Genomic DNA, 19,597 nt, shown 5'->3' with positions numbered 1-19,597 from the left:
TCGCAACATAAAATACATCTCCACCCAGCCGGCGCCCCCCCCCCCACCCACCCCCCCCCGCCGCGCCCCGCCGCCAACCCCCCCCCGCCCCCCCGCACCGCAAAATCGGGCTACTTGCGCGCCTTGCCGCGCTTCTCGCGGATCTTCATCGCGATGTCGAGCGGCGTCCCGGCGAACCCGAACTCCTCGCGCAGCCGCCGCTCGATGAACCGCCGGTACCCCTCCTCGAGGAACCCCGAGGTGAACAGCACGAACCGGGGCGGCCGCACCCCCGCCTGCGTCGCGAACAGCACGCGCGGCTGCTTGCCGCCGCGCACCGGGTGCGGGTGCGAGTTCACCAGGTCGGCGAAGAACTGGTTCAGCTTCGACGTCGGGACGCGGGTGTTCCAGCCGTCCAGCGCCGTGTCGATCGCCGGCACGAACCGGTCCATGTGCCGGCCCGTCTTGGCGGAGATGTTCACCCGCGGCGCCCACCGCGCGTTGTGGAGCTGCCGGTCGATCTCCCGCTCCAGGTAGTGGCGGCGCTCCTCGTCCAGCAGGTCCCACTTGTTGTACGCGATGACCAGCGCCCGGCCCGAGTCGATCACCATCGACACGATCCGCAGGTCCTGCTCGGCGAGCGGCTCGTCCGCGTCCACCAGCACCACCGCGACCTCGGCGCGCTCCAGCGCCGACTGCGTGCGCAGCGTCGCGTAGAAGTCGGCGCCCTGGTTCTCCCGGTGCCGCCGCCGGATCCCCGCCGTGTCGATGAACCGGAACGTCCGGCCGCCCAGCTCGATCAGCTCGTCGACGGGGTCGCGGGTCGTGCCGGCCACCGCGTCCACCACGGCCCGGTTCTCCCCCGCCAGCCGGTTCAGCAGGCTCGACTTGCCGACGTTCGGCCGCCCCAGCAGCGCGATCCGGGTCGGCCCGCCCTGCTCCCCGAACGTCTCGCGCGGCGCCTCCGCCGGCAGCGCCTCCAGCACCGCGTCCAGCAGGTCGCCGCTGCCGCGGCCGTGCAGCGCCGACACCGGGTGCGGCTCCCCGATCCCCAGCGACCACAGCATCGCCGCGTCCGCCTCGGCGCCCGTGTCGTCGACCTTGTTGGCCACCAGCACCACCGGCTTGCCGGACCGGCGCAGGATCTCCACCACGGCCTCGTCCACGTCCGTGGCGCCCACCGTCGCGTCCACCACGAACATCACCACGTCCGCCAGGTCGACCGCGAGGCGCGCCTGCTCGGCGATCGCGGCGGCCAGCCCGGCCGCGTCCGGCAGCCAGCCGCCGGTGTCGACGACGGTGAACCGCCGCCCCGACCACGTCGCGTCGTAGGCGACCCGGTCCCGGGTCACCCCCGGCACGTCCTCCACGACGGCCTCGCGGCGCCCCAGGATCCGGTTCACCAGCGTCGACTTGCCGACGTTGGGCCGCCCCACCACCGCCACCACCGGCGCGGGGCCGGCGTCGGCGGCGACGTCCTCGACGACGTCCGCGGTCTCGATCTCGTAATCGCTCACAGTCACTTATCCCCACAGGGGCCGTCAGGCCGCCCGCTCACTCATGCTCTTTGGCGAGGCGGACGACCGCCTCGATGACCTCGGCGAGGCCCAGTTCCGTCGAGTCGATCTCGTGCGCGTCCGCCGCCTTCGCCAGCGGCGACGCCTTCCGGGTGGAGTCCAGCCGGTCGCGGCGCGCCTGCTCCGCCTGCGTCACCGTCACCGACGCGCCCGGGTCCGCCGCCAGGTCCTTCGCGCGGCGGGCCGCCCGCACCTCCTCGCTGGCGGTGAGGTACACCTTGACGGGCGCGTCCGGCGCGACGACCGTGCCGATGTCGCGGCCCTCCACGACGATGCCCCCGTCCGTCATGATCTCACGCTGCAGCGCCACCAGCCGCGCCCGGACGGCCGGGACCGCGCTGACCGCGCTGACCGCGTTCGTCACCTCGCGGGTCCGGATCGGCTCCGAGACGTCCTGCCCGTCCACGCTGATCGACGGGGCGTCCGGGTCGGTGCCGGACACGATCACCGGGTCCCCGGCGCGCGCCGCGACCGCGTCGGCGTCCTCGACCGGGACGCCGTTGCGCAGCATCCACCACGTCATCGCGCGGTACATCGCGCCGGTGTCGAGGTAGCGCAGGCCGAGCGCGCGGGCGACGCCCTTGGACGCGCTGGACTTGCCCGAACCGGAGGGTCCGTCCATGGCGATGACGAGCGGCACGATCGCTCCCTTTCGTCGGCGTCGAAGCGCCCGCCGGCGCGGGCGGGCGGCGGGCGGGGCGGGCGGCGGAACGCGAGCGTTTCCCTCGCGGGGGCCCAGCGCATCAGGCTACCGGCCCGCGCGCACCACCGCGGCCCGCCGCAAGATCCACGGCCCGGTTAGCGGCCGGGCACCGACCAGCCGCGGGAGCGCAGCTCGGTGGCGAGCCTCTCCGCCGCCTCCGGCACCACCGCCAGCTCCAGGACGCCCAGCGGGCGGCCCGGCGAGTGCTCGATCGTCACGTCCTCGATGTTCACCCCGGCGACCCCCGCCGCCTGGAAGATCATCGCCAGCTCGCCCGGCCGGTCCGGGATGACCACCTGCACCGTCGCGTACGCCGACTGGCCGCCGCCGTGCTTGCCCGGGATCCGGGACCGGCCCGCGTTCCCGCGCAGCAGCAGGTCCGCGACGTGCGCCGACGCGCCCTCGCTGCCGTCGCGCAGCAGCGACGCCGCCACCGCCAGGTCCGTCGCGACCGCCTCCAGCACGTCCGCGACCGGCTCGGCGTTCGCCGACAGGATCCCGATCCACAGCCGCGGGTCGCTCGCCGCGATCCGCGTCACGTCCCGGACGCCCTGCCCCGACAGGCCCAGCGCCACGTCGTCGGCGCCCGTCAGCCGCGCCGCGACCGCCGCCGACACCACGTGCGGGCCGTGCGACACCAGCGCCACCGCCCGGTCGTGCTCGGCGGCGTCCACCTCCACCGGCATCGCGCCGCACGCCTTCACCAGCGCCGTCACCGCCGCCACCGCCTCCGGAGCCGCCTCCGGCGTCGCGCACAGCGCCCACGGCCGGCCGAGGAACAGGTCCGGGCGGGCCGCGCCCGGCCCCGACCGCTCGCTGCCGGCGAGGGGATGCCCCGCCACGAACGTCGACAGGTCGCAGCCCAGCTCCGCCGCCTGCGCCAGCGGCAGCGCCTTCACGCTCGCCACGTCCGTGTACGCCGTGGCCAGGCCGCGCTTCTGCGCGTCCAGCAGCGTCACCGCGACCGCCGCGGGCGGCACCGCCAGCACCGCCAGGTCCGCAGGCTCCGCGGACGCCCCGCCCGGCAGCGCCGTCCCCGCGCCCAGCTCGACCGCCAGCGCGAGGGCGGCGGCGTCCCGGTCGGTCAGCAGCACCTCGGCGCCGCGCTCGCGCATCGCCAGCGCGATCGACGTGCCGATCAGGCCCGTCCCGACCACGACGATGCGGCCCACCACGTCCTCGTCCACGCCCGTCACCCTACTGCGCCCCATCCCGCCTGATCACCGTTCCGCTGATCATTGCGACCGCCGCCGCCCCGCCGGGCGCCACCGCGCCCTGCCCGTGCCTCGCTGCGCTCGGGCGCTATTGCGCGATGTCCAGGCGGAGCGCCTTGGCGCCGCGCAGGTACACGTGCTGGACCTCCGCGCGTGGACGGTCCGTCGCGACGTGCGCCATCAGCCGGATCACCCGCGGCAGCGCGTGCGGCACGGCGATCTCGCTCGCGCACATCAGCGGCACCTCCTGGAAACCGAGCTTGCGCGCCGCGAGCGCCGGGAACTCCGCCGTCAGGTCCGGCGTCGCCGTGAACAGCACGCTGATCACATCGTCGGTGGTCAGCCCGTTGCGGCTCATGACCTCGCTCACCAGCTCGGCCGTCGCCGCCAGGATCTCCTCCCGGTCGTCGGCGTCCACCTGCGTCGCCCCGCGGACCGCGCGTACCGCCACGTCGTCCCTCTCCGTCCCGTCGGATCGCCGGCCGGGCTACAGCCCGACCACCTGGTAGAGCTCGCCGACCTCCTGGACGGTCAGCGCGCGCATCCCGCCCGGCTTCAGCTGGCCCAGCTTGATCGGGCCGAACTCTATGCGGGCCAGCTGCTGCACCGGGAACCCGACCTCCTTCAGCAGCCGCCGCACGATGTGCTTGCGCCCCTCGTGCAGGGTGATCTCCACCAGCACCCGCTTGCCGACCTGGTCGAACACCCGGAACTTGTCGGCCTTGGCCGGGCCGTCGTCCAGCGTCACCCCGGCGCGCAGCCGCTTGCCGAGATCGCGCGGGATCGGCCCGTGGATCTCGGCGAGGTAGGTCTTGAACACCCCGTAGCTCGGGTGGGTGAGCCGGTGGGCGAGCTCGCCGTCGTTGGTGAGCAGGATCAGGCCCTCGGTGTCGGTGTCGAGCCGGCCGACGTGGAACAGCCGCTCCGGCACGTCCACGTAGTCCTCCAGGGACTTGCGGCCGCGCTCGTCCGACATCGTGCTGACCACGCCGCGCGGCTTGTTGATCATGTAGTACCGCATCTCGGCGCGCGTCTCGACCCGCTTGCCGTCCACGTGGATCACGGCCCGCTGCGGGTCGACCCGCTCGCCGAACCGGAACACCCGCTTGCCGTCGACGGTCACGCGGCCCTCGCCGATCAGCTCCTCGCAGTGGCGGCGGCTGCCGATCCCGGCCTCGGCCAGCACCTTCTGCAGGCGCACGCCCTCGTTGTCAGTCACGTTTCCTCAACTATGTCTTCTGGCAGGTCGTCGGGGAGGAAGGGGGCCAGCTCCGGCAGCTCGCCGAGGTCGCGCAGCCCCAGCCGCTCCAGGAAGTACCCGGTGGTGCGGTACAGGTGCGCGCCGGTCTCCGGTTCCTGGCCGGCGTTCTCGATCAGGCCGCGCAGCGTGAGCGTCCGCATCACGCCGTCGCTGTTGACGCCGCGGACCGCCGACACCCGCGCCCGGCTCACCGGCTGCCGGTAGGCGACGACCGCGAGGGTCTCCAGCGCGGCCTGCGTCAGCCGGGCCTGCTGGCCGTCGGTGACGAACCGCTCCACCACCGGGGCGCACACGTCCCGGGTGTAGAACCGCCAGCCGCCGGCGACCTCCCTGAGGTCGAACCCGCGGCCCTGCTCGGTGTATTCCGCGGCCAGCTCCCGCAGCGTCGCGGCGACCTCGCCGCGCGGCCGCTCCAGCAGCTGCGCCAGGGTGATCTCGGCGACCGGCTCGTCCACCACCAGCAGGATCGCCTCGATCGAGGCGCGCAGGCCCGGCTGCCCCTCGCCGCCGGCGCTTTCCGCCTCCTCCGGCGCCCCCTCCGGGGCGTCCGCGTGCGGCGCCTCGGGCGGGGCCTCCGCGTGCGGCGCCTCGGCCTGGGGCTCGTCGGGCGCGTCCTGCGGGGGGCGCTCCTCCGGCGTGTCCGGGCCGGGTCCCTCAGTCATCGTCGTCCTCGTCCTTCCCGTCCTTCTCGGCCGCGTCCCGGGCCTCGCGGGAGCCCTCGTAGTCGTCGCCGACCGCCACGTCGCCCTCGTCGGTGCCGGTCCACGTGACGTGCAGCTCACCGAGCGGTTCGAGCTGCTCGAACGTGACGGCCCGCTCCCGGTACAGCTCCAGCAGCGCCAGGAACCGCGCGACGACCTCGTAGGTGCCGTCGGCGTCGGACGCCAGGACGCGGAACGTGGTCTTGCGGAGCCGCCGCAGCTTCTCCACGACGATCTCGGCCTGCTCCTTGACGCTCGCCTTCGGCTGGTACATGTGCTCGACCGACACCGAGGGCGGCGCCTTCGGGGCGAGGGCCTTGGCCGCGAGCCGGGCGAACTCCTCCGGGCCGAGGCCGAGCAGCACCTCCGGCAGCAGGTTGGCGAACTTCGGCTCCATCGGCACCACACGCGGGAACCGCCTGCCCGCGTCGGCCATCCGGGCGGCGAGCACCTGCGCGACCTCCTTGTACGCGCGGTACTGCAGCAGCCGGGCGAACAGCAGGTCGCGGGCCTCCAGCAGGGCCAGGTCCTCCTCGTCGTCGACCTCGCCGGACGGCAGCAGCCGCGCCGCCTTCAGGTCCAGCAGGGTCGCGGCGACGAGCAGGAAGTGGCTGGCCTGGTCGAGGTCCCAGTCCTTGCCGTAGGAGCGGATGTGGGCGATGAAGTCGTCGGTGACCTTGTGCAGGGACACCTCGGTGATGTCGAGCTTGTGCTTGGAGATCAGCCCGAGGAGCAGGTCGAACGGGCCGTCGAAGTTGTCGAGGTGGACGCGGAAGCCCTGCCCCTCGCCGTGCTCCTCGCCCTCGTGCTGCCCCTCGCCCTCGCTCTGCTCCGGCGCCGTCTCGTCCACGTCGCTCACGGTAGCGGAGGACGCCGCCCGTCCCGTGCTCCCCGGCAACATGCTCACCGGCCACATCGTCCCATGCCCGGCGGGGTGCGGGCGCCCGGCGGCGGGGCGTGGGCGGGGCGCCCGTCAGGAGGGGCGGCGCCCGGCGATCCGGGCGACGAGGTCCTCGGCCTGGACGCGGGTGAAAGAGCCGGTGATCTGCACCGAGCCGCCCGTGATGGGGCCGTCGGTGACCGCCGGAGCCGACAGCACCCGCCCGCCGACGACCATCGCGATCTGCTGCCCGGGCGTCCCGGGCTGCTGCTGCGCCGCCGTCCCGGTGAGCCCGGCGAAGGCCCGCGCGTCCGCCTTGGTGAGGCCGATCTGGATGGTCCAGGACGTGGACCCGCCGGACGGCGGCTCGACCTTCATGCGCTCGACGCGGCGGACGGTCATGCCGCCGCCCGCGAGCCGGTAGCAGGACGTCCCGGACGCCTCCGGCAGCGTCCCGGCCGCGCAGGGCGCCTGGGTGACCGCCGCGACCTGCTGGAGCGTCATCGGCTGCCGGAGGTCGGTCGGGCCGCCGTCGTAGCCGTCGCCGCCGCTGGTCGCCAGGTAGACGGCCACGCCGGCGACCACGAGGACGAGGACGAGCGCGGCGACGCCCCCGATGATCAGCGGCGTCCGGCGCGAGGGCCGGGCGGGCGGCGGGTACTGCGCGCCGGCGCCGGGCAGCGGGTAGGCGGTCGGCGCCGCTCCGGGCGGAGGCGGTCCGGCGGGGGGCATCCCGGCCGGTGGGGGCATGCCGGCCGGCGGCGTCGGCGCGTACGGCGGGGGCGGCGGGCCCTCGCCCGAGGGCGGCGGAGCGTAGATGGGCGGCGGGGGCCGGAACGGCTCGGGCGGCTCGGGCGGCTCGCCGGGGGGCTGGGCCATGCTGATCCCTACCGTGCGGGGATGGCGGTCAGGACATGTCGCGCAGGCGCCGGACGAGCGTGCTGTGCTCGCCGTGGGCGTCGAAGTCGCCGATCATCGCCGCGACGGCCTCGCGGACCAGCCGGCCCCGGTCGACGGGCAGGGCGTGGTCGGCGCGCAGCCGCAGCCGCAGCTGCTCCAGCGCGAGCAGCTCGTCGGACGAGATGTACACGGTGATCTTGGAGTCGTGGCGCTGGCGTCCGGTGGGGCGGCGCCCGGCGTCCGGCACCGCGAGCCGGGACGGGCCGGTGCCCGGCACCGCGCGCTCCGCCCCGGCGCGTTCCGGAGCGGTCTGGTCCGGGACGGCGTACTCGGGGACGGCGTGCTCCGGCCGGGCGCGCCCGGGCGCGGGCGGGCCGCCGGGCGGGCCGGGAGCGGGGCCGGGCGGCGGCGCGGTGGGCCGGAAGATCTCATCGACACCGGGCAGCCTTACCCGACGTGAGCCCACCTTCCGAGCACCTCCCGCGCCAGACCCCGGTATGCGTTCGCGCCCATCGAGTTCGGGTCGAAGTACGTGATCGGCTCCCCGGCGACGGTCGCGTCAGGAAACCGTACCGTGCGGTTGATGACCGTGTGGAAGACCTTGTCGCCGAAGGCCTCGACGATGCGGCCGAGGACCTCGCGGGTGTGCAGGGTCCGCGAGTCGTACATGGTGCCGAGCACGCCGTCGATCACCAGGCCCGGGTTGATCCGGCCCTGCACCTTGTCGATGGTCTCCATCAGCAGCGCGACGCCGCGCATCGCGAAGTACTCGCACTCCAGCGGGATCAGCACGCCCTCGCTGGCGGCCAGCGCGTTCACGGTCAGCAGGCCGAGCGACGGCTGGCAGTCGATCAGGATGTAGTCGTAGTGCGGGACCGCGGACTTCAGCGCGCCCTGCAGGATGTACTCGCGGCCCACCTCGTGGACGAGCTGGACCTCGGCGCCGGACAGGTCGATGTTGCTCGGCAGCAGGTCCATGCCGTCGACGCCGGTCTCCAGGACGACGTCCTCCCACTCGGTGTCGCGTTCGAGCAGCAGGTTGTGGATCGTCATGTCGAGCTGGCGCGGGTCGCCCTTGCCGAGGCCGACCGACAGGGCGCCCTGCGGGTCGAAGTCGACGAGCAGCACCCGGCGGCCGTACTCGGCGAGCGCGGCGCCCAGGTTGATCGTCGTGGTGGTCTTGCCGACGCCGCCCTTCTGGTTGCAGATGGCGACGATGCGGGCGGGTCCGTGCTCCGCCAGCGGCTCCGGCTCCGGAAAGACGGGCACGGGTCGCTGAGTCGGGCCGAGGGCCCGACTCGGATCGGTCTCTATGGTGGCGGAGGAGAGGACTCCATGCCCGCCGTTCGTGCTGGTCACCAGATCCCTCCCCGGCGGCCGGGAATGCCGTCCAGAACGGGGACTCTAGGGCTCCGTCCCCTGCGTCTCAAGCCGACGCGCGCCGCGTGTCGACATTTGTCGCGGCGGGCACGGCCGTGCGTCCCGGCCTGCGCGGTGCGCGCGGCTGGGCGCTCAGCTCTGGGCACGCGGATGCGATGTGGCGTACACCTCGCGCAGCAGCTGGACCGTGACCAGAGTGTAGACCTGGGTGGTGGTCACGGAGGCGTGTCCGAGCAATTCCTGGACGACGCGCACGTCGGCGCCGCCGTCCAGCAGGTGGGTGGCGAACGAGTGCCGCAGCGTGTGCGGCGACACCTGCGACAGCCGCGCCCGGTCGGCGGCGGCGCGCAGCACCATCCAGGCGCCCTGCCGCGACAGCCGCCCGCCGCGGGCGTTCAGGAACAGCGCGGGGCCGCCGCGTCCGGCGCCGGCGAGTTCAGGACGCGCGCGGACGAGGTAGGCGTCGACGGCCCGCACCGCGTAGTCGCCGATGGGAACGATCCGGGCCTTGCCCCCCTTGCCGGCGACGCGGGCGAACCCGTCGGCGAGGTCGAGGTCGTCGACGTCCAGGCCGACCGCCTCGGAGATCCGGGCGCCGGACCCGTACAGCAGTTCCAGCAGCGCGCGGTCGCGCAGGCCGCGGGCGGCGCCGGCGTCGCCGTCGGACGGTCCGGCGGCCGCGGCGAGCAGCCGCTCGACCTCCTCCAGCGTGATGGCCTTGGGGAGCCGCCGCGGCGGCGTCGGCGGTTTGACGTCGTGCGCGGGGTCGTCGGACGCGAGGCCCTCGCGCAGCGCGAACCGGTGCAGCCCCCTGACGGCGACGAGCGCGCGCGCCGCCGACCCGGCCGACAGCGGCGGGTGCTCCTCGTCGCCCTCCCGCAGGCCCATCAGGAACGCGCGGACGTCGTCCTCGGTGATGTCGGCGACGGAGGCGCGGCCACGGCCCTCCTGCGCCCGGACGTAGCGGCGCAGGTCGCGGCGGTAGGAGGACAGGGTGTTGGCGGCGAGGCCGCGCTCGACGGCCAGGTGCCCCAGGTAGGTGCGCACCGCCGACTCGAGCGCGGAGCCGGTGCCCGGTTCGGGGTCGGCGTCCGGTGCGGGGGGCCGCTCGGCGGACCGGCGGGTCGTGCTCGGGGACAGTGCGGCACCTCTTCTGACGGTCGGTCGGCTCGGTCGGGGTCGGCTCGGTCGGGTCGCTCGAGGCGGGTCGCGACGTGCCCATCATGCCCCCTCCCGCCGCGCCGCGCAGGGGTCTGCGGCGCGGCCGTGTCGCGTTTCGCACCGGCGCCGTCCCGACCCGGCCGCGCCGTCCCCACCGAACGCGAAAGACGCGGAACGCCCCGCCGTCCCGTATCGGGAGGCGGGGCGTTCCGCGTCGCGGTCGCCGGGGCCGGTGTCAGTCCTCCGGGGCGTCGGCGGGGCGCAGGTCGCGGTAGCCGGAGGCGCGCGAGGCGTGCGCGGCGAGGATCCCGACGCACGCGATCATGTTGTGCACGTCGCCCGCGAGGACCTTGCGGACGGCCTCGTCCAGCGGCACCCACACCACCGGCATGTCGGCCTCCTCGTGCACCCGCTCGAAGTCGATCTGCTCGGCGGGCACCTGCGTGAGGTCGCGGGCGAGGAAGATCCGGCTCCGCTCGTTCGACATGCCCGACGAGGGGAACACGTCGACGAGGGTGTCCCAGCGCGCGGCCCGGTACCCGGCCTCCTCCAGCAGCTCCCGCTCCGCGAGCTCGCGCAGCGGCTCCCCCGCGACGTCGCGGAGCCCGGCGGGCGCCTCCCAGAGCAGCCGCTCGACGGGGTGCCGGTACTGGCGCAGCAGCAGCACCCGGTCGCGGTCGTCGAGGGCGAGGACGCCGACCGAGCCGAGGTGCTCGATGACGTCGCGGCCGACGATCTCGGTGCCGCCGCCGGGGCCGCTCGGCATCTCGACGCGGTCGCGGCGGACGTTGAACACCCGCCCCGTGAACGGGGTGGACTCCTCGACGACCTTCCAGCGCTCCGGCCGGTCGCGGACGTCGTCCGGGCCGAGCTCGGGGCCGGTCCCCGGGCCGGCGGTCACGACGCGTCCGCGGCGCGCGCGTCGGCGTAGTCGATCGCCGCGGAGACCAGGCCGGTGAACAGCGGGTGCGGGCGGGTCGGCCGGGACCGGAACTCCGGGTGCGCCTGGGTGCCGACGAAGAACGGGTGGTTCTCGCGGGGCAGCTCGACGTACTCGACGAGCCGGCCGTCGGGCGACAGCCCGGAGAACCGCAGCCCCGCCTCCTCCAGCCGGTCGCGGTAGGCGTTGTTGACCTCGTAGCGGTGCCGGTGCCGCTCGGAGACCTTCGCCTCCCCGTACAGCTCCCGCACCACCGACCCGTCGGCGAGGTCGGCCGGGTAGAGGCCGAGCCGCATCGTGCCGCCCATGTCGCGCTCGCCGGCGACCACGTCGACCTGGTCGGCCATGGTCGCGACCACCGGGTGCGCGGTGGTGGCGTCGAACTCGGCGCTGCCGGCGTCGGCGAGCCCGGCGAGCGTCCGCGCCGCCTCGATCACCATGCACTGCAGGCCGAGGCAGATGCCGAGCAGCGGGACGCGGTTCTCGCGGGCGTGCCGGATCGCGCCGAGCTTGCCCTCGATCCCGCGGACGCCGAACCCGCCGGGGATCAGCACGCCGTCGACGCCGTCCAGCTCCCGCTTGGCGCCCTCGGGGGTCGCGCAGTCGTCGCTCTTCACCCAGCGGATGTGCACCTTGGCGTCGTTGCCGAAGCCGCCGTGCCGCAGCGCCTCCGTCACCGACAGGTAGGCGTCGGGCAGGTCGATGTACTTGCCGACCAGCGCGATCGTGACCTCGCGGGCGGGCTTGTGGACGCGGCGCAGCAGCCGGTCCCAGGCGCCCCAGTCGACGTCCCGGAACGGCAGCCCGAGCCGGCGCACCACGTAGGCGTCGAGGCCCTCGGCGTGCAGCACCTTCGGGATGTCGTAGATGGACGCGGCGTCGACCGCGGACACCACGGCCTCGCGGTCCACGTCGCACATCAGGCTGATCTTGTGCTTGAGCCCGTCGGTGATCGGCCGGTCCGAGCGGCACACGATCGCGTCGGGCTGGATGCCGATGGAGCGCAGCGCGGCGACCGAGTGCTGGGTCGGCTTGGTCTTCAGCTCGCCGGACGGGCCGATGTAGGGCAGCAGCGACACGTGCAGGAAGAAGCAGTTGTCGCGGCCGATCTCGTGCCGGATCTGCCGCACCGACTCCAGGAACGGCAGCGACTCGATGTCGCCGACGGTCCCGCCGACCTCGGTGATGACGATGTCGACCTCGGTGTCGTCCGCCATCCCGCGGATGCGGTCCTTGATCTCGTTGGTGATGTGCGGGATCACCTGCACGGTGTCGCCGAGGTACTCCCCGCGCCGCTCCTTGGCGATCACGTTGGAGTAGACCTGGCCGGTGGTGACGTTCGCGGACCCGTGCAGCTCGGTGTCCAGGAACCGCTCGTAGTGGCCGATGTCCAGGTCGGTCTCGGCGCCGTCGTCGGTGACGAACACCTCGCCGTGCTGGAACGGGTTCATGGTGCCGGGGTCGACGTTGAGGTAGGGGTCCAGCTTCTGCATGGTGACCCGCAGCCCGCGAAGGGTGAGAAGCCGCCCCAGGCTGGAGGCCGTCAGTCCCTTGCCGAGGCTGGAGGCGACACCGCCGGTGACGAAGAGGTGCTTGGTAGGACGTGATCTACCAGTGGCTGCCGAAGGCAAGAAGGCGCTCCCGTGGTCGTTGCGAGGCGGCGTTCCGACGTGCTCGGTACCGCACTGTCCACGGGCCACCAGGATAACAGCCGGGCACGGGTGCGCCATCCCGGGCGTGCCCCGCTCCCCCTGGTCAGAGGGTGTGGGGCGGGCGGCCCGCGCCCCCCGGCCCGCGGGCCGGGGGGATTCTCACAGCCGCGGGGTCGCCGCGGTGGGCATGATCGTGCGCAGCTGGCGGGTCAGCTCGTCGATCAGGGATCGGGCCTGGTCGGCGGCCTGCCGGGCGGCGTCGCGCTCCTGCGACAGCTCGGCGATCTGCGCGCGCTGCTCGGTGACGGCCTGGGCGAGCTGGTCGACCCACTGGTCGCGCTCGGCGAGCTTCTCGGCGACCGCGTCGCGCTCGGCGGCCATCTGCCGCATCCCGGCGACCGCCTTGTCGCGTTCCCGGCCGGCCTGGTCGGCGCGGCCCCGGGCGAGGGTCAGCTCCGACTCGGCGCGCGCCTGCGACTGCACCGCGGCCTCCCGGGTGCGGTCGGCGGCCTCGCGGGCCTGGGCGCTGGCGTCGCGCTCGCGTTCGGCCTTCTTGGCGGCCTCCAGCGACTGCGCGGCGGTGTCCAGGGCCTGCTGGCGCTCGGCCTCGGCGGCCTCGGCGCGGGTGATGGCCTCCTGCGCGCGGCGCTCGGCGTCCTGAGCGCGCCGCTCCGCCTCCTGGGCGCGGCGCTCGTTCTCCTGGGCGCGGCGCTCGGACTCCTGCGCGCGGCGGCGCGTCTCGTCGGCCTCCTTGCCGGCGGCGACGACGGCGTGCTGCAGGTTCTGCGCGGTCATCTCCGCGTCGGTCACCTTGGAGCGCAGCGCCGACAGCTCGCTGTGCGCGGCCTCCAGGGCGCGCGACAGCTCGGCGGCCTGCTCGGCGACCCGGTCGCGCTCGGCCTCGGCGGAGCGGCGGCCGCCGACGGCGTCCTCGACGGCGCGCAGCGCGTCGTCGCGGGCCTCGCTCATCGCGTCGCGCTGCTGGATGGCCTGCCGGACGGTGGCCTCGGCCTCGGCGACGCGGCGCTCGGCCTGCTCGGCCTGGGCCTGCGCCTGCTCCATCTGGGCACGGGCCTGCTCGGCCTGCGCGCGCGCCTGGTCGGCCTGCACGCGGGCCTGCTCGGCCTGCCCGCGCGCCTGGTCGGCCTGGGCGCGGCCCTGCTGCGCCTGGTTCCAGGCGGCCGCGGCGTCGCGCTGCGCGGCCTCCTTCTCCTGCTGCAGGGCGGCGATCTGGGTGACGGCCTCGTTCTGCACCTCGCCGGCGCGCCGCTCGGCCTCGGCCACCTTGCGCTCGGCCTCGACGGCGCGGCGGTCGGCCTGCTCGGCCTGACCCCGCGCGCGCTGCACCTCGCCCCAGGCGGCGGCCGCGTCGCGCTGCGCCGACTCCTTCTCCGCCTGGATCGCCGCCACCTGCGAGGCGGCCTCGTTCTGCGCCTCGGTGACGCGGCGCTCGGCGTCCACGGCGCGGCGGTCGGCCTGCTCGGCCTGGCCCCGCGCGCGCTGCACCTCGCCCCAGGCGGCCGCGGCGTCGCGCTGCGCCGACTCCTTCTCCGCCTGGATCGCCGCCACCTGCGAGGCGGTCTCGCTCTGCGCCTCGCTGACCTTGCGCTCGCCGGCGGCGAGCGCGTCGCCGATGAGGTCGGCCATCTGGCGCAGCCGCTCGACGATGTCCCAGGGCTGGGCCTCGGGCTGCTCGCCCTCGGGGCGTCCGGCGTCCGCGCCCTGGCCGGGCTGCTGGGGCTTGGCCATCTGGATCGGCTGCTGGGCGGCAGGCACGGGCACGTCGGACCCGCGGCCCGGGTCACGCCCCATCGCGGGCCAGGGAGAACCCGCGTCCGGGACTCCGCGCGAACCACCCGATCCGTTCAGCTCACTCACTGGTCTCCTCGCCTCGTGGTCCGGAGACGTTCGAGCGGGGCGCCGGGACGCCCCCTCGGGTCGCTGCGTTCCTCGCCTCGCGGCTCGTCACTTCGCTCACGTCTCCTCGCCGACGGCTCCGTCCGGGGGCCGTGTTCCGCGGGGGCTGTCATGGACATGGCGCTCGCGTCACTCCTCGCCCTTGGGCTCGTCGCTCCGCTCACTGAAGGCACTCTAGTGCCGACCAGCGGAACGTTTGCCCAGTTTGGGGTTTAGTTTCGTGCTCGGCTCTCGGTGCGGACGGGGGCCGCACGCCTGGTCACACCCGGTGCGGGCCCCCTGCCGCCCCCACAACGGTGCCACGGGTCACACCGCGCCGCGCGGGAAAGCGCGGACCCGGCCGCCGGGTGGGATGATCCGCGGCATGGAGCTTCGCACCCTGTATCCGCCGATCGAGCCCTACGACTCCGGGCTGCTCGACGTCGGCGACGGCAACCGGATCCACTGGGAGGTCTGCGGGAACCCGGACGGGAAGCCGGCGGTGATGCTGCACGGCGGGCCGGGCGGCGGGTGCAGTCCCGCGCACCGCCGGCAGTTCGACCCGGAGCGGTACCGGATCGTGCTGTTCGACCAGCGCAACTGCGGCCGGAGCCTGCCGCACGCCAAGGACCCGGACGTCTCCCTGGAGGCGAACACGACCTGGCATCTCGTCGCCGACATGGAGCGGCTGCGCGAGCACCTCGGCATCGAGCGGTGGCTGGTGTTCGGCGGCAGCTGGGGCAGCGCGCTGGCGCTGGCGTACGCGCAGACGCATCCGGAGCGGGTGACCGAGCTGGTGCTGCGCGGCATCTTCACGCTGCGGCCGTTCGAGCTGTACTGGTTCTACCAGGAGGGCGCGTCGCTCATCTTCCCCGACCTGTGGGAGAAGTACGTCGAGCCGATCCCGGAGGACGAGCGGGAGGACCTCATCTCCGCCTTCCACGAGCGGCTCAACTCCCCCGACCGGGACGTGCGGGTCGCGGCGGCGAAGGCGTGGGCGACGTGGGAGGGCTCGACGCTGACGCTGCGCCCGGACCCGGAGATGGCGGAGGGGTTCGGGGAGCCGGACTACGCGGTCGCGTTCGCGCGGATCGAGAACCACTACTTCATGAACGAGGGGTTCTTCGAGGACGAGCAGCTGATCAGGGGCGTGGACCGGATCCGGCACATCCCGGCCGTGATCGTGCAGGGCCGCTACGACGTGTGCACGCCCGCGGCGACGGCGTGGGACCTGCACCGCGCGTGGCCGGAGGCGGAGTTCCACATCGTGGACGACGCGGGGCACGCCTACAGCGAGCCGGGGATCCTGCACCGGCTCGTCGAAGCGACCGACCGTTTCGCGCAGGCCGACTGAGCCGCTGTTTCGGACGCCCCTCGATCGCGTCCACGGCATGACCGGAACACGGTCGGGATCCCGCGCTCGCGCCGGGTCCCGGCCGTGTCCGAAATGCCTCCGGACCGCTCTAATCCTTACCGGTCCGCTAACCCTGCCTTACCCGGCGGCAAGGTGATCACCCGCTTGAAGGTGACGGACCCGGGGCTCACAGGGCCCGCCTCAACGTCTTGACCCACATCCGCCCCACGGCCCCGCGCGGCGGCTCGACCTCCCGCGATGCGCAGTGACGCCGACCGCACCGCTCCCGTTGTCATTGAATCTGAGTGACTTACCTCACACAACCGATACACAAAAACGCGCGGCAGGCGGGCGCGGAACATTAAGGTTGCGTTCAGGAAGGCGCTCCGCGCGCCCGTCCGCGAAGTCGCCAGTACCTCCTGCGTATCGCAGGGAATGGCGCGCCACCGCTCCGAGAACGGTCGGCCGAAATTACTCCGAATTTGGCAAGCGAACTGCCATACCCGCTGCCCGCCAGGCTAAACATCCTGCCGATAACATTACGGAACGATCACTCGGCGAGATTCGGTAAGTTGCCTGGACATGGCACCGCAACCCCTGGAATCACCGACCCGACGCCCCGAAACGGACGAGACGAGCGAGGACGTGCAACTCCAGGAGCCGAGCCTCACCGACGGCCCCGCACTGTGGCGGATCGCCCGGGACTCCAAGGTCCTGGACGTCAATTCGCCCTACAGCTACGCCCTCTGGTGCCGCGACTTCGCCGACACCTCCGTGGTGGCCCGCGACGGCGGCGGAGTCTGCGGTTTCGTCACCGGCTACGTCCGCCCGTCCCGCCCCGACACGTTCTTCGTGTGGCAGGTGGCGGTTGACGACGCCCATCGGGGGCAGGGATTGGCACGCCGCATGCTGGACCGCCTCGGCGACCGGCTGTCGGCACGCGGCCACCGCTTCATGGAGGCCACCGTGACTCCGGACAACACAGCGTCGGAGGCGATGTTCGCCTCGTTCGCCCGGGCCCGCGGCTGCGACCTGACCCGCGAGCCGCTGTTCGGCGCCGAGCACTTCCCCGGCGGCGGACACGAGCCCGAGGTGCTCTTCCGGATCGGCCCGTTCGGCCCCGCGACCTGACCCGCGGCCGGCGGAACCGCCGCCGGCCGGACCCGCTCGAGTCCGTTCCCGACCCGTACCGCATCCGGCCGGTGCCGCCCGGCACCGGCGTCTCGCCCGAACCGCTCCCACCCCCGACCTGCCGGAGGCAGATCATGGACGTCTTCGCCCGTATGGAATCGGAAGTCCGCGGCTACTGCCGGGGCTGGCCCACGGTGTTCAGCACCGCACAGGGCTCCCACATCACCGACGAGAACGGTCGCAGCTACCTCGATTTCTTCGCCGGCGCGGGAACCCTGAACTACGGACACAACAACCCTCAGCTGAAACGCCGCCTGATGGACTATCTCGCGGGCGACGCCATTGTGCACAGCCTCGACATGTACACCACGGCGAAGCGCGACTTCCTGGAACGATTCAACGAGTACGTCCTCGAGCCGCGGGGCCTCGACTACAAGGTCCAGTTCCCCGGCCCGGCGGGCAACAACTCGGTCGAGGCGGCGCTGAAACTGGCCCGCAAGTACACCGGACGCGAGACCGTCGTCAGCTTCACCAACGCCTTCCACGGCATGACGCTCGGCGCGCTCGCGGTCACCGGCAACTCGATGAAGCGCACCGGCGCCGGCGTGCCGCTCGGGCACGGCGTCGCGATGCCTTACGACAACTACCTCGACGGCCGCACGCCCGACTTCCTGCTGTTCGAGACGATGCTCGACGACAGCGGCAGCGGCCTGGACAAGCCCGCCGCCGTGATCGTCGAGACGGTGCAGGGCGAGGGCGGCATCAACGTCGCCACCGCCGAGTGGCTGCGCGGCCTGCAGGACCTGTGCCACCGCCAGGACATCCTGCTGATCGTCGACGACGTGCAGATGGGCTGCGGCCGCACCGGCCCGTTCTTCAGCTTCGAGGAGGCCGGGATCACCCCGGACATCGTCTGCCTGTCCAAGTCGCTCAGCGGCTACGGGCTGCCGTTCGCGGTCACCCTCATGAAGCGCGAGCTGGACGTGTGGGAGCCCGGCGAGCACAACGGCACCTTCCGCGGCTTCAACCCGGCGTTCGTCACCGCCATCGCCGCGCTGGAGGACTACTGGACCGGCGAGGGCATGGAGAAGCAGACGCTCGCCAAGGGCCAGCAGGTCCAGACGGCGCTGGAGGAGATCGCGCTCGCGCACGCCGGCGCGATCGACACCGTCCGCGGCCGCGGCCTCGCGTGGGGCCTGGTGATGAAGGACCCGGAGACCGCGCCGCAGGTGTGCGCCGAGGCGTTCTCCCGCGGGCTGCTCATGGAGACCTCCGGCCCCGAGGGCGAGGTCGTCAAGCTGCTGCCGCCGCTCACCACGACCGAGACCGAGCTGGCCCACGGCCTGGAGATCATCGCCGAGTCGGTCGACGCCGTCCGCACCAAGGTGTCGGTCTGACCCGGCCGCCGGGCCGCACCGCCGCCCAGTAACACACCGGAAAAGAGGAATCCATGATCGTTCGCTCCCTTGACGAGATCATCGGCACCGAGCGCGACGTGCAGGCGCCGACCTGGTGCAGCCGCCGCTTCGTGCTGGCCAAGGAGGGCGTGGGGTTCTCGCTGCACGAGACGATCCTGTACGCGGGCACCGAGACCAGGATGTGGTACGCGAACCACATCGAGGCCGTCTACTGCGTCGAGGGTGAGGGCGAGCTCACCAACGACGAGACGGGCGAGAAGCACGAGATCAAGCCGGGCGTGATGTACCTGCTCGACGGGCACGAGCACCACACCCTTCGCGCCCACACGGACGTCAGGACCGTGTGCGTCTTCAATCCCCCCTGCACCGGTCGGGAGGTCCACGACGAGAACGGGGTCTATCCGCTGCTCACCGAGGAGGACGCATGAGCATCATCGAGTCGCACCCGTCGATCGACGACGCCTACCCCACCCGTAAGGCCGCCGAGGCGGCGCTGCTGTACCGGCAGGACCCGGTCGTCTACGGCGGGCCCGGCGACGGCCCCGTCGACGCCGCCACCCTCGACTCCTTCGACCGCGACGGCTTCCTGTCCGTCGAGCAGCTGCTCGCGCCGGAGGAGGTCGAGGACTACCGCGCCGAGCTGCGCCGGCTCGCCTCCGACCCCGCCATCCTGGCCGACGAGCGCACGGTCACCGAGCGCGGCTCCGACGAGGTCCGCTCCATCTTCGAGGTCCACAAGATCAGCGAGGTGTTCGCGCAGCTCGTCCGCGACCCGCGCGTGGTCGGCCGGGCCCGGCAGATCCTCGGCTCCGACGTGTACGTGCACCAGAGCCGGGTGAACTACAAGCCGGGGTTCACCGGCAAGGACTTCTACTGGCACTCCGACTTCGAGACCTGGCACGCCGAGGACGGCATGCCGAGGATGCGCGCGGTGAGCATTTCCATCGCGCTCACGGAGAATTTCGTGCACAATGGCGGGCTAATGATCATGCCCGGTTCGCACAAGACCTTCGTGGCCTGTGTCGGGGAGACCCCGTCCGACCACTACAAGGAGTCGCTGCGCGGGCAGGAGATCGGCACCCCCGACCCGAACAGCCTGTCGATCCTGGCCGACAAGCACGGGATCGAGCTGTTCACCGGGCCCGCGGGCTCGGCCACCATGTTCGACTGCAACTGCATGCACGGCTCGAACGGGAACATCACCCCGTTCCCGCGCTCCAACGTGTTCATCGTCTTCAACAGCGTCGAGAACACGTGCGTCGAGCCGTTCTCCGCTCCGGCGCCGCGCCCGCCGTTCATCGGGGCGCGCGACTTCACCCCCGTCCGCGACTGACCCGCGCACCCCCGCTCCCAACTGGATATCCCCGACGACAGGTCCCGCGGGCCGGCGGGGGGGGCGGCCGCCACCCCCCCCCCCCCCCCGGCCCACCCCCCCACCACCCTGATCAAA

Annotated in this window: 19 protein-coding genes; 5 read left to right on the top strand and 14 right to left on the bottom strand. The window is 73.4% G+C overall.

Going from position 1 to position 19,597, the window contains the following annotated elements; genetic code table 11:
- Positions 1 to 110 precede the first annotated feature (110 nt).
- The 14 genes from der to ABZ914_RS25010 all read right to left on the bottom strand — a co-directional run bounded on the left by der (position 111) and on the right by ABZ914_RS25010 (position 14,130).
- Positions 111 to 1,496 (bottom strand): ribosome biogenesis GTPase Der, encoded by a 1,386-nt coding sequence (gene der, locus ABZ914_RS25075; protein ID WP_500196117.1) that lies wholly within the window; start codon positions 1,494 to 1,496, stop codon positions 111 to 113.
- A gap of 37 nt (positions 1,497 to 1,533) precedes the next feature.
- Positions 1,534 to 2,196, bottom strand: coding sequence for a (d)CMP kinase (cmk, locus tag ABZ914_RS25070; RefSeq protein ID WP_307800561.1), 663 nt, complete (start codon positions 2,194 to 2,196; stop codon positions 1,534 to 1,536).
- A gap of 158 nt (positions 2,197 to 2,354) precedes the next feature.
- Positions 2,355 to 3,470: a prephenate dehydrogenase gene (locus ABZ914_RS25065; protein ID WP_190866090.1), complete on the bottom strand. Its 1,116-nt coding sequence runs from the start codon at positions 3,468 to 3,470 to the stop codon at positions 2,355 to 2,357.
- 91 nt (positions 3,471 to 3,561) lie between these two features.
- Positions 3,562 to 3,924: a chorismate mutase gene (aroH, locus tag ABZ914_RS25060; protein ID WP_190866092.1), complete on the bottom strand. Its 363-nt coding sequence runs from the start codon at positions 3,922 to 3,924 to the stop codon at positions 3,562 to 3,564.
- A 36-nt stretch (positions 3,925 to 3,960) separates the two neighbouring features.
- The gene (locus ABZ914_RS25055) at positions 3,961 to 4,692 is read right to left on the bottom strand and encodes a pseudouridine synthase (RefSeq protein WP_500196115.1); all 732 of its coding nucleotides are present in this window, start codon (positions 4,690 to 4,692) and stop codon (positions 3,961 to 3,963) included.
- Positions 4,689 to 5,396 carry an SMC-Scp complex subunit ScpB gene (scpB, locus tag ABZ914_RS25050; RefSeq protein WP_500196113.1) on the bottom strand — a complete coding sequence of 236 codons (708 nt, stop codon included), beginning with the start codon at positions 5,394 to 5,396 and terminating at the stop codon, positions 4,689 to 4,691. The genes ABZ914_RS25055 and scpB overlap by 4 nt, the downstream gene beginning before the upstream one ends.
- Positions 5,389 to 6,285 (bottom strand): segregation and condensation protein A, encoded by an 897-nt coding sequence (locus tag ABZ914_RS25045; RefSeq protein WP_500196112.1) that lies wholly within the window; start codon positions 6,283 to 6,285, stop codon positions 5,389 to 5,391. The genes scpB and ABZ914_RS25045 overlap by 8 nt, the downstream gene beginning before the upstream one ends.
- Before the next feature lie 123 nt (positions 6,286 to 6,408).
- The gene (locus ABZ914_RS25040; protein ID WP_500196110.1) at positions 6,409 to 7,194 is read right to left on the bottom strand and encodes a SecDF P1 head subdomain-containing protein; all 786 of its coding nucleotides are present in this window, start codon (positions 7,192 to 7,194) and stop codon (positions 6,409 to 6,411) included.
- Between the two features lie 28 nt (positions 7,195 to 7,222).
- Positions 7,223 to 7,681 carry a hypothetical protein gene (locus tag ABZ914_RS25035; protein WP_500196109.1) on the bottom strand — a complete coding sequence of 153 codons (459 nt, stop codon included), beginning with the start codon at positions 7,679 to 7,681 and terminating at the stop codon, positions 7,223 to 7,225.
- A complete protein-coding gene (locus ABZ914_RS25030; protein WP_347257048.1) occupies positions 7,663 to 8,529 on the bottom strand; it encodes a ParA family protein in 867 nt (288 codons plus the stop codon). Before ABZ914_RS25030 ends, ABZ914_RS25035 begins: the two co-directional genes overlap by 19 nt.
- 198 nt (positions 8,530 to 8,727) lie before the next feature.
- Positions 8,728 to 9,642 (bottom strand): site-specific tyrosine recombinase XerD, encoded by a 915-nt coding sequence (xerD, locus tag ABZ914_RS25025; protein ID WP_500196107.1) that lies wholly within the window; start codon positions 9,640 to 9,642, stop codon positions 8,728 to 8,730.
- Between the two features lie 349 nt (positions 9,643 to 9,991).
- Complete coding sequence (locus ABZ914_RS25020; protein WP_500196105.1) at positions 9,992 to 10,657, bottom strand: NUDIX domain-containing protein; 666 nt, start codon at positions 10,655 to 10,657, stop codon at positions 9,992 to 9,994.
- Positions 10,654 to 12,327: a CTP synthase gene (gene pyrG / locus ABZ914_RS25015; protein WP_500196103.1), complete on the bottom strand. Its 1,674-nt coding sequence runs from the start codon at positions 12,325 to 12,327 to the stop codon at positions 10,654 to 10,656. The genes ABZ914_RS25020 and pyrG overlap by 4 nt, the downstream gene beginning before the upstream one ends.
- 180 nt (positions 12,328 to 12,507) lie before the next feature.
- Entirely contained in the window at positions 12,508 to 14,130 is a 1,623-nt protein-coding gene (locus ABZ914_RS25010) for a hypothetical protein (protein WP_500196102.1), read from the bottom strand.
- A gap of 499 nt (positions 14,131 to 14,629) precedes the next feature.
- Between ABZ914_RS25010 and pip the strand changes: the two genes are divergently transcribed.
- The 5 genes from pip to thpD all read left to right on the top strand — a co-directional run bounded on the left by pip (position 14,630) and on the right by thpD (position 19,480).
- Positions 14,630 to 15,598: a prolyl aminopeptidase gene (gene pip, locus ABZ914_RS25005; RefSeq protein ID WP_433237700.1), complete on the top strand. Its 969-nt coding sequence runs from the start codon at positions 14,630 to 14,632 to the stop codon at positions 15,596 to 15,598.
- Between the two features lie 582 nt (positions 15,599 to 16,180).
- On the top strand, positions 16,181 to 16,729 hold the full coding sequence (gene ectA / locus ABZ914_RS25000; protein WP_190866113.1) for a diaminobutyrate acetyltransferase: 549 nt from the start codon (positions 16,181 to 16,183) through the stop codon (positions 16,727 to 16,729).
- Positions 16,730 to 16,863: 134 nt separating this feature from the next.
- The gene (ectB, locus tag ABZ914_RS24995; RefSeq protein ID WP_500196100.1) at positions 16,864 to 18,126 is read left to right on the top strand and encodes a diaminobutyrate--2-oxoglutarate transaminase; all 1,263 of its coding nucleotides are present in this window, start codon (positions 16,864 to 16,866) and stop codon (positions 18,124 to 18,126) included.
- 53 nt (positions 18,127 to 18,179) lie between these two features.
- Positions 18,180 to 18,575, top strand: a complete 396-nt coding sequence (locus ABZ914_RS24990) for an ectoine synthase (RefSeq protein ID WP_190866117.1) — start codon at positions 18,180 to 18,182, stop codon at positions 18,573 to 18,575.
- Entirely contained in the window at positions 18,572 to 19,480 is a 909-nt protein-coding gene (gene thpD, locus ABZ914_RS24985) for an ectoine hydroxylase (RefSeq protein ID WP_190866120.1), read from the top strand. The genes ABZ914_RS24990 and thpD overlap by 4 nt, the downstream gene beginning before the upstream one ends.
- The last annotated feature ends 117 nt before the right edge of the window (positions 19,481 to 19,597 follow it).

It is taken from the genome of Spirillospora sp. NPDC046719, from assembly GCF_040645715.1.
Classification (GTDB): domain Bacteria; phylum Actinomycetota; class Actinomycetes; order Streptosporangiales; family Streptosporangiaceae; genus Spirillospora.
Note: the sequence above shows the minus strand (reverse complement) of the source record. Positions and strands in the feature narration are given on the sequence as shown.

What these genes read in the sequence shown, in the direction of transcription:
- ABZ914_RS25065 (WP_190866090.1), bottom strand. Translation starts at nt 3,470, where the DNA reads ATGGGGCGCAGTAGGGTGACGGGCGTGGACGAGGACGTGGTGGGCCGC.
- scpB (WP_500196113.1), bottom strand. Translation starts at nt 5,396, where the DNA reads ATGACTGAGGGACCCGGCCCGGACACGCCGGAGGAGCGCCCCCCGCAG.
- ABZ914_RS25040 (WP_500196110.1), bottom strand. Translation starts at nt 7,194, where the DNA reads ATGGCCCAGCCCCCCGGCGAGCCGCCCGAGCCGCCCGAGCCGTTCCGG.
- pip (WP_433237700.1), top strand. Translation starts at nt 14,630, where the DNA reads ATGGAGCTTCGCACCCTGTATCCGCCGATCGAGCCCTACGACTCCGGG.
- ectA (WP_190866113.1), top strand. Translation starts at nt 16,181, where the DNA reads ATGGCACCGCAACCCCTGGAATCACCGACCCGACGCCCCGAAACGGAC.
- ectB (WP_500196100.1), top strand. Translation starts at nt 16,864, where the DNA reads ATGGACGTCTTCGCCCGTATGGAATCGGAAGTCCGCGGCTACTGCCGG.
- ABZ914_RS24990 (WP_190866117.1), top strand. Translation starts at nt 18,180, where the DNA reads ATGATCGTTCGCTCCCTTGACGAGATCATCGGCACCGAGCGCGACGTG.
- thpD (WP_190866120.1), top strand. Translation starts at nt 18,572, where the DNA reads ATGAGCATCATCGAGTCGCACCCGTCGATCGACGACGCCTACCCCACC.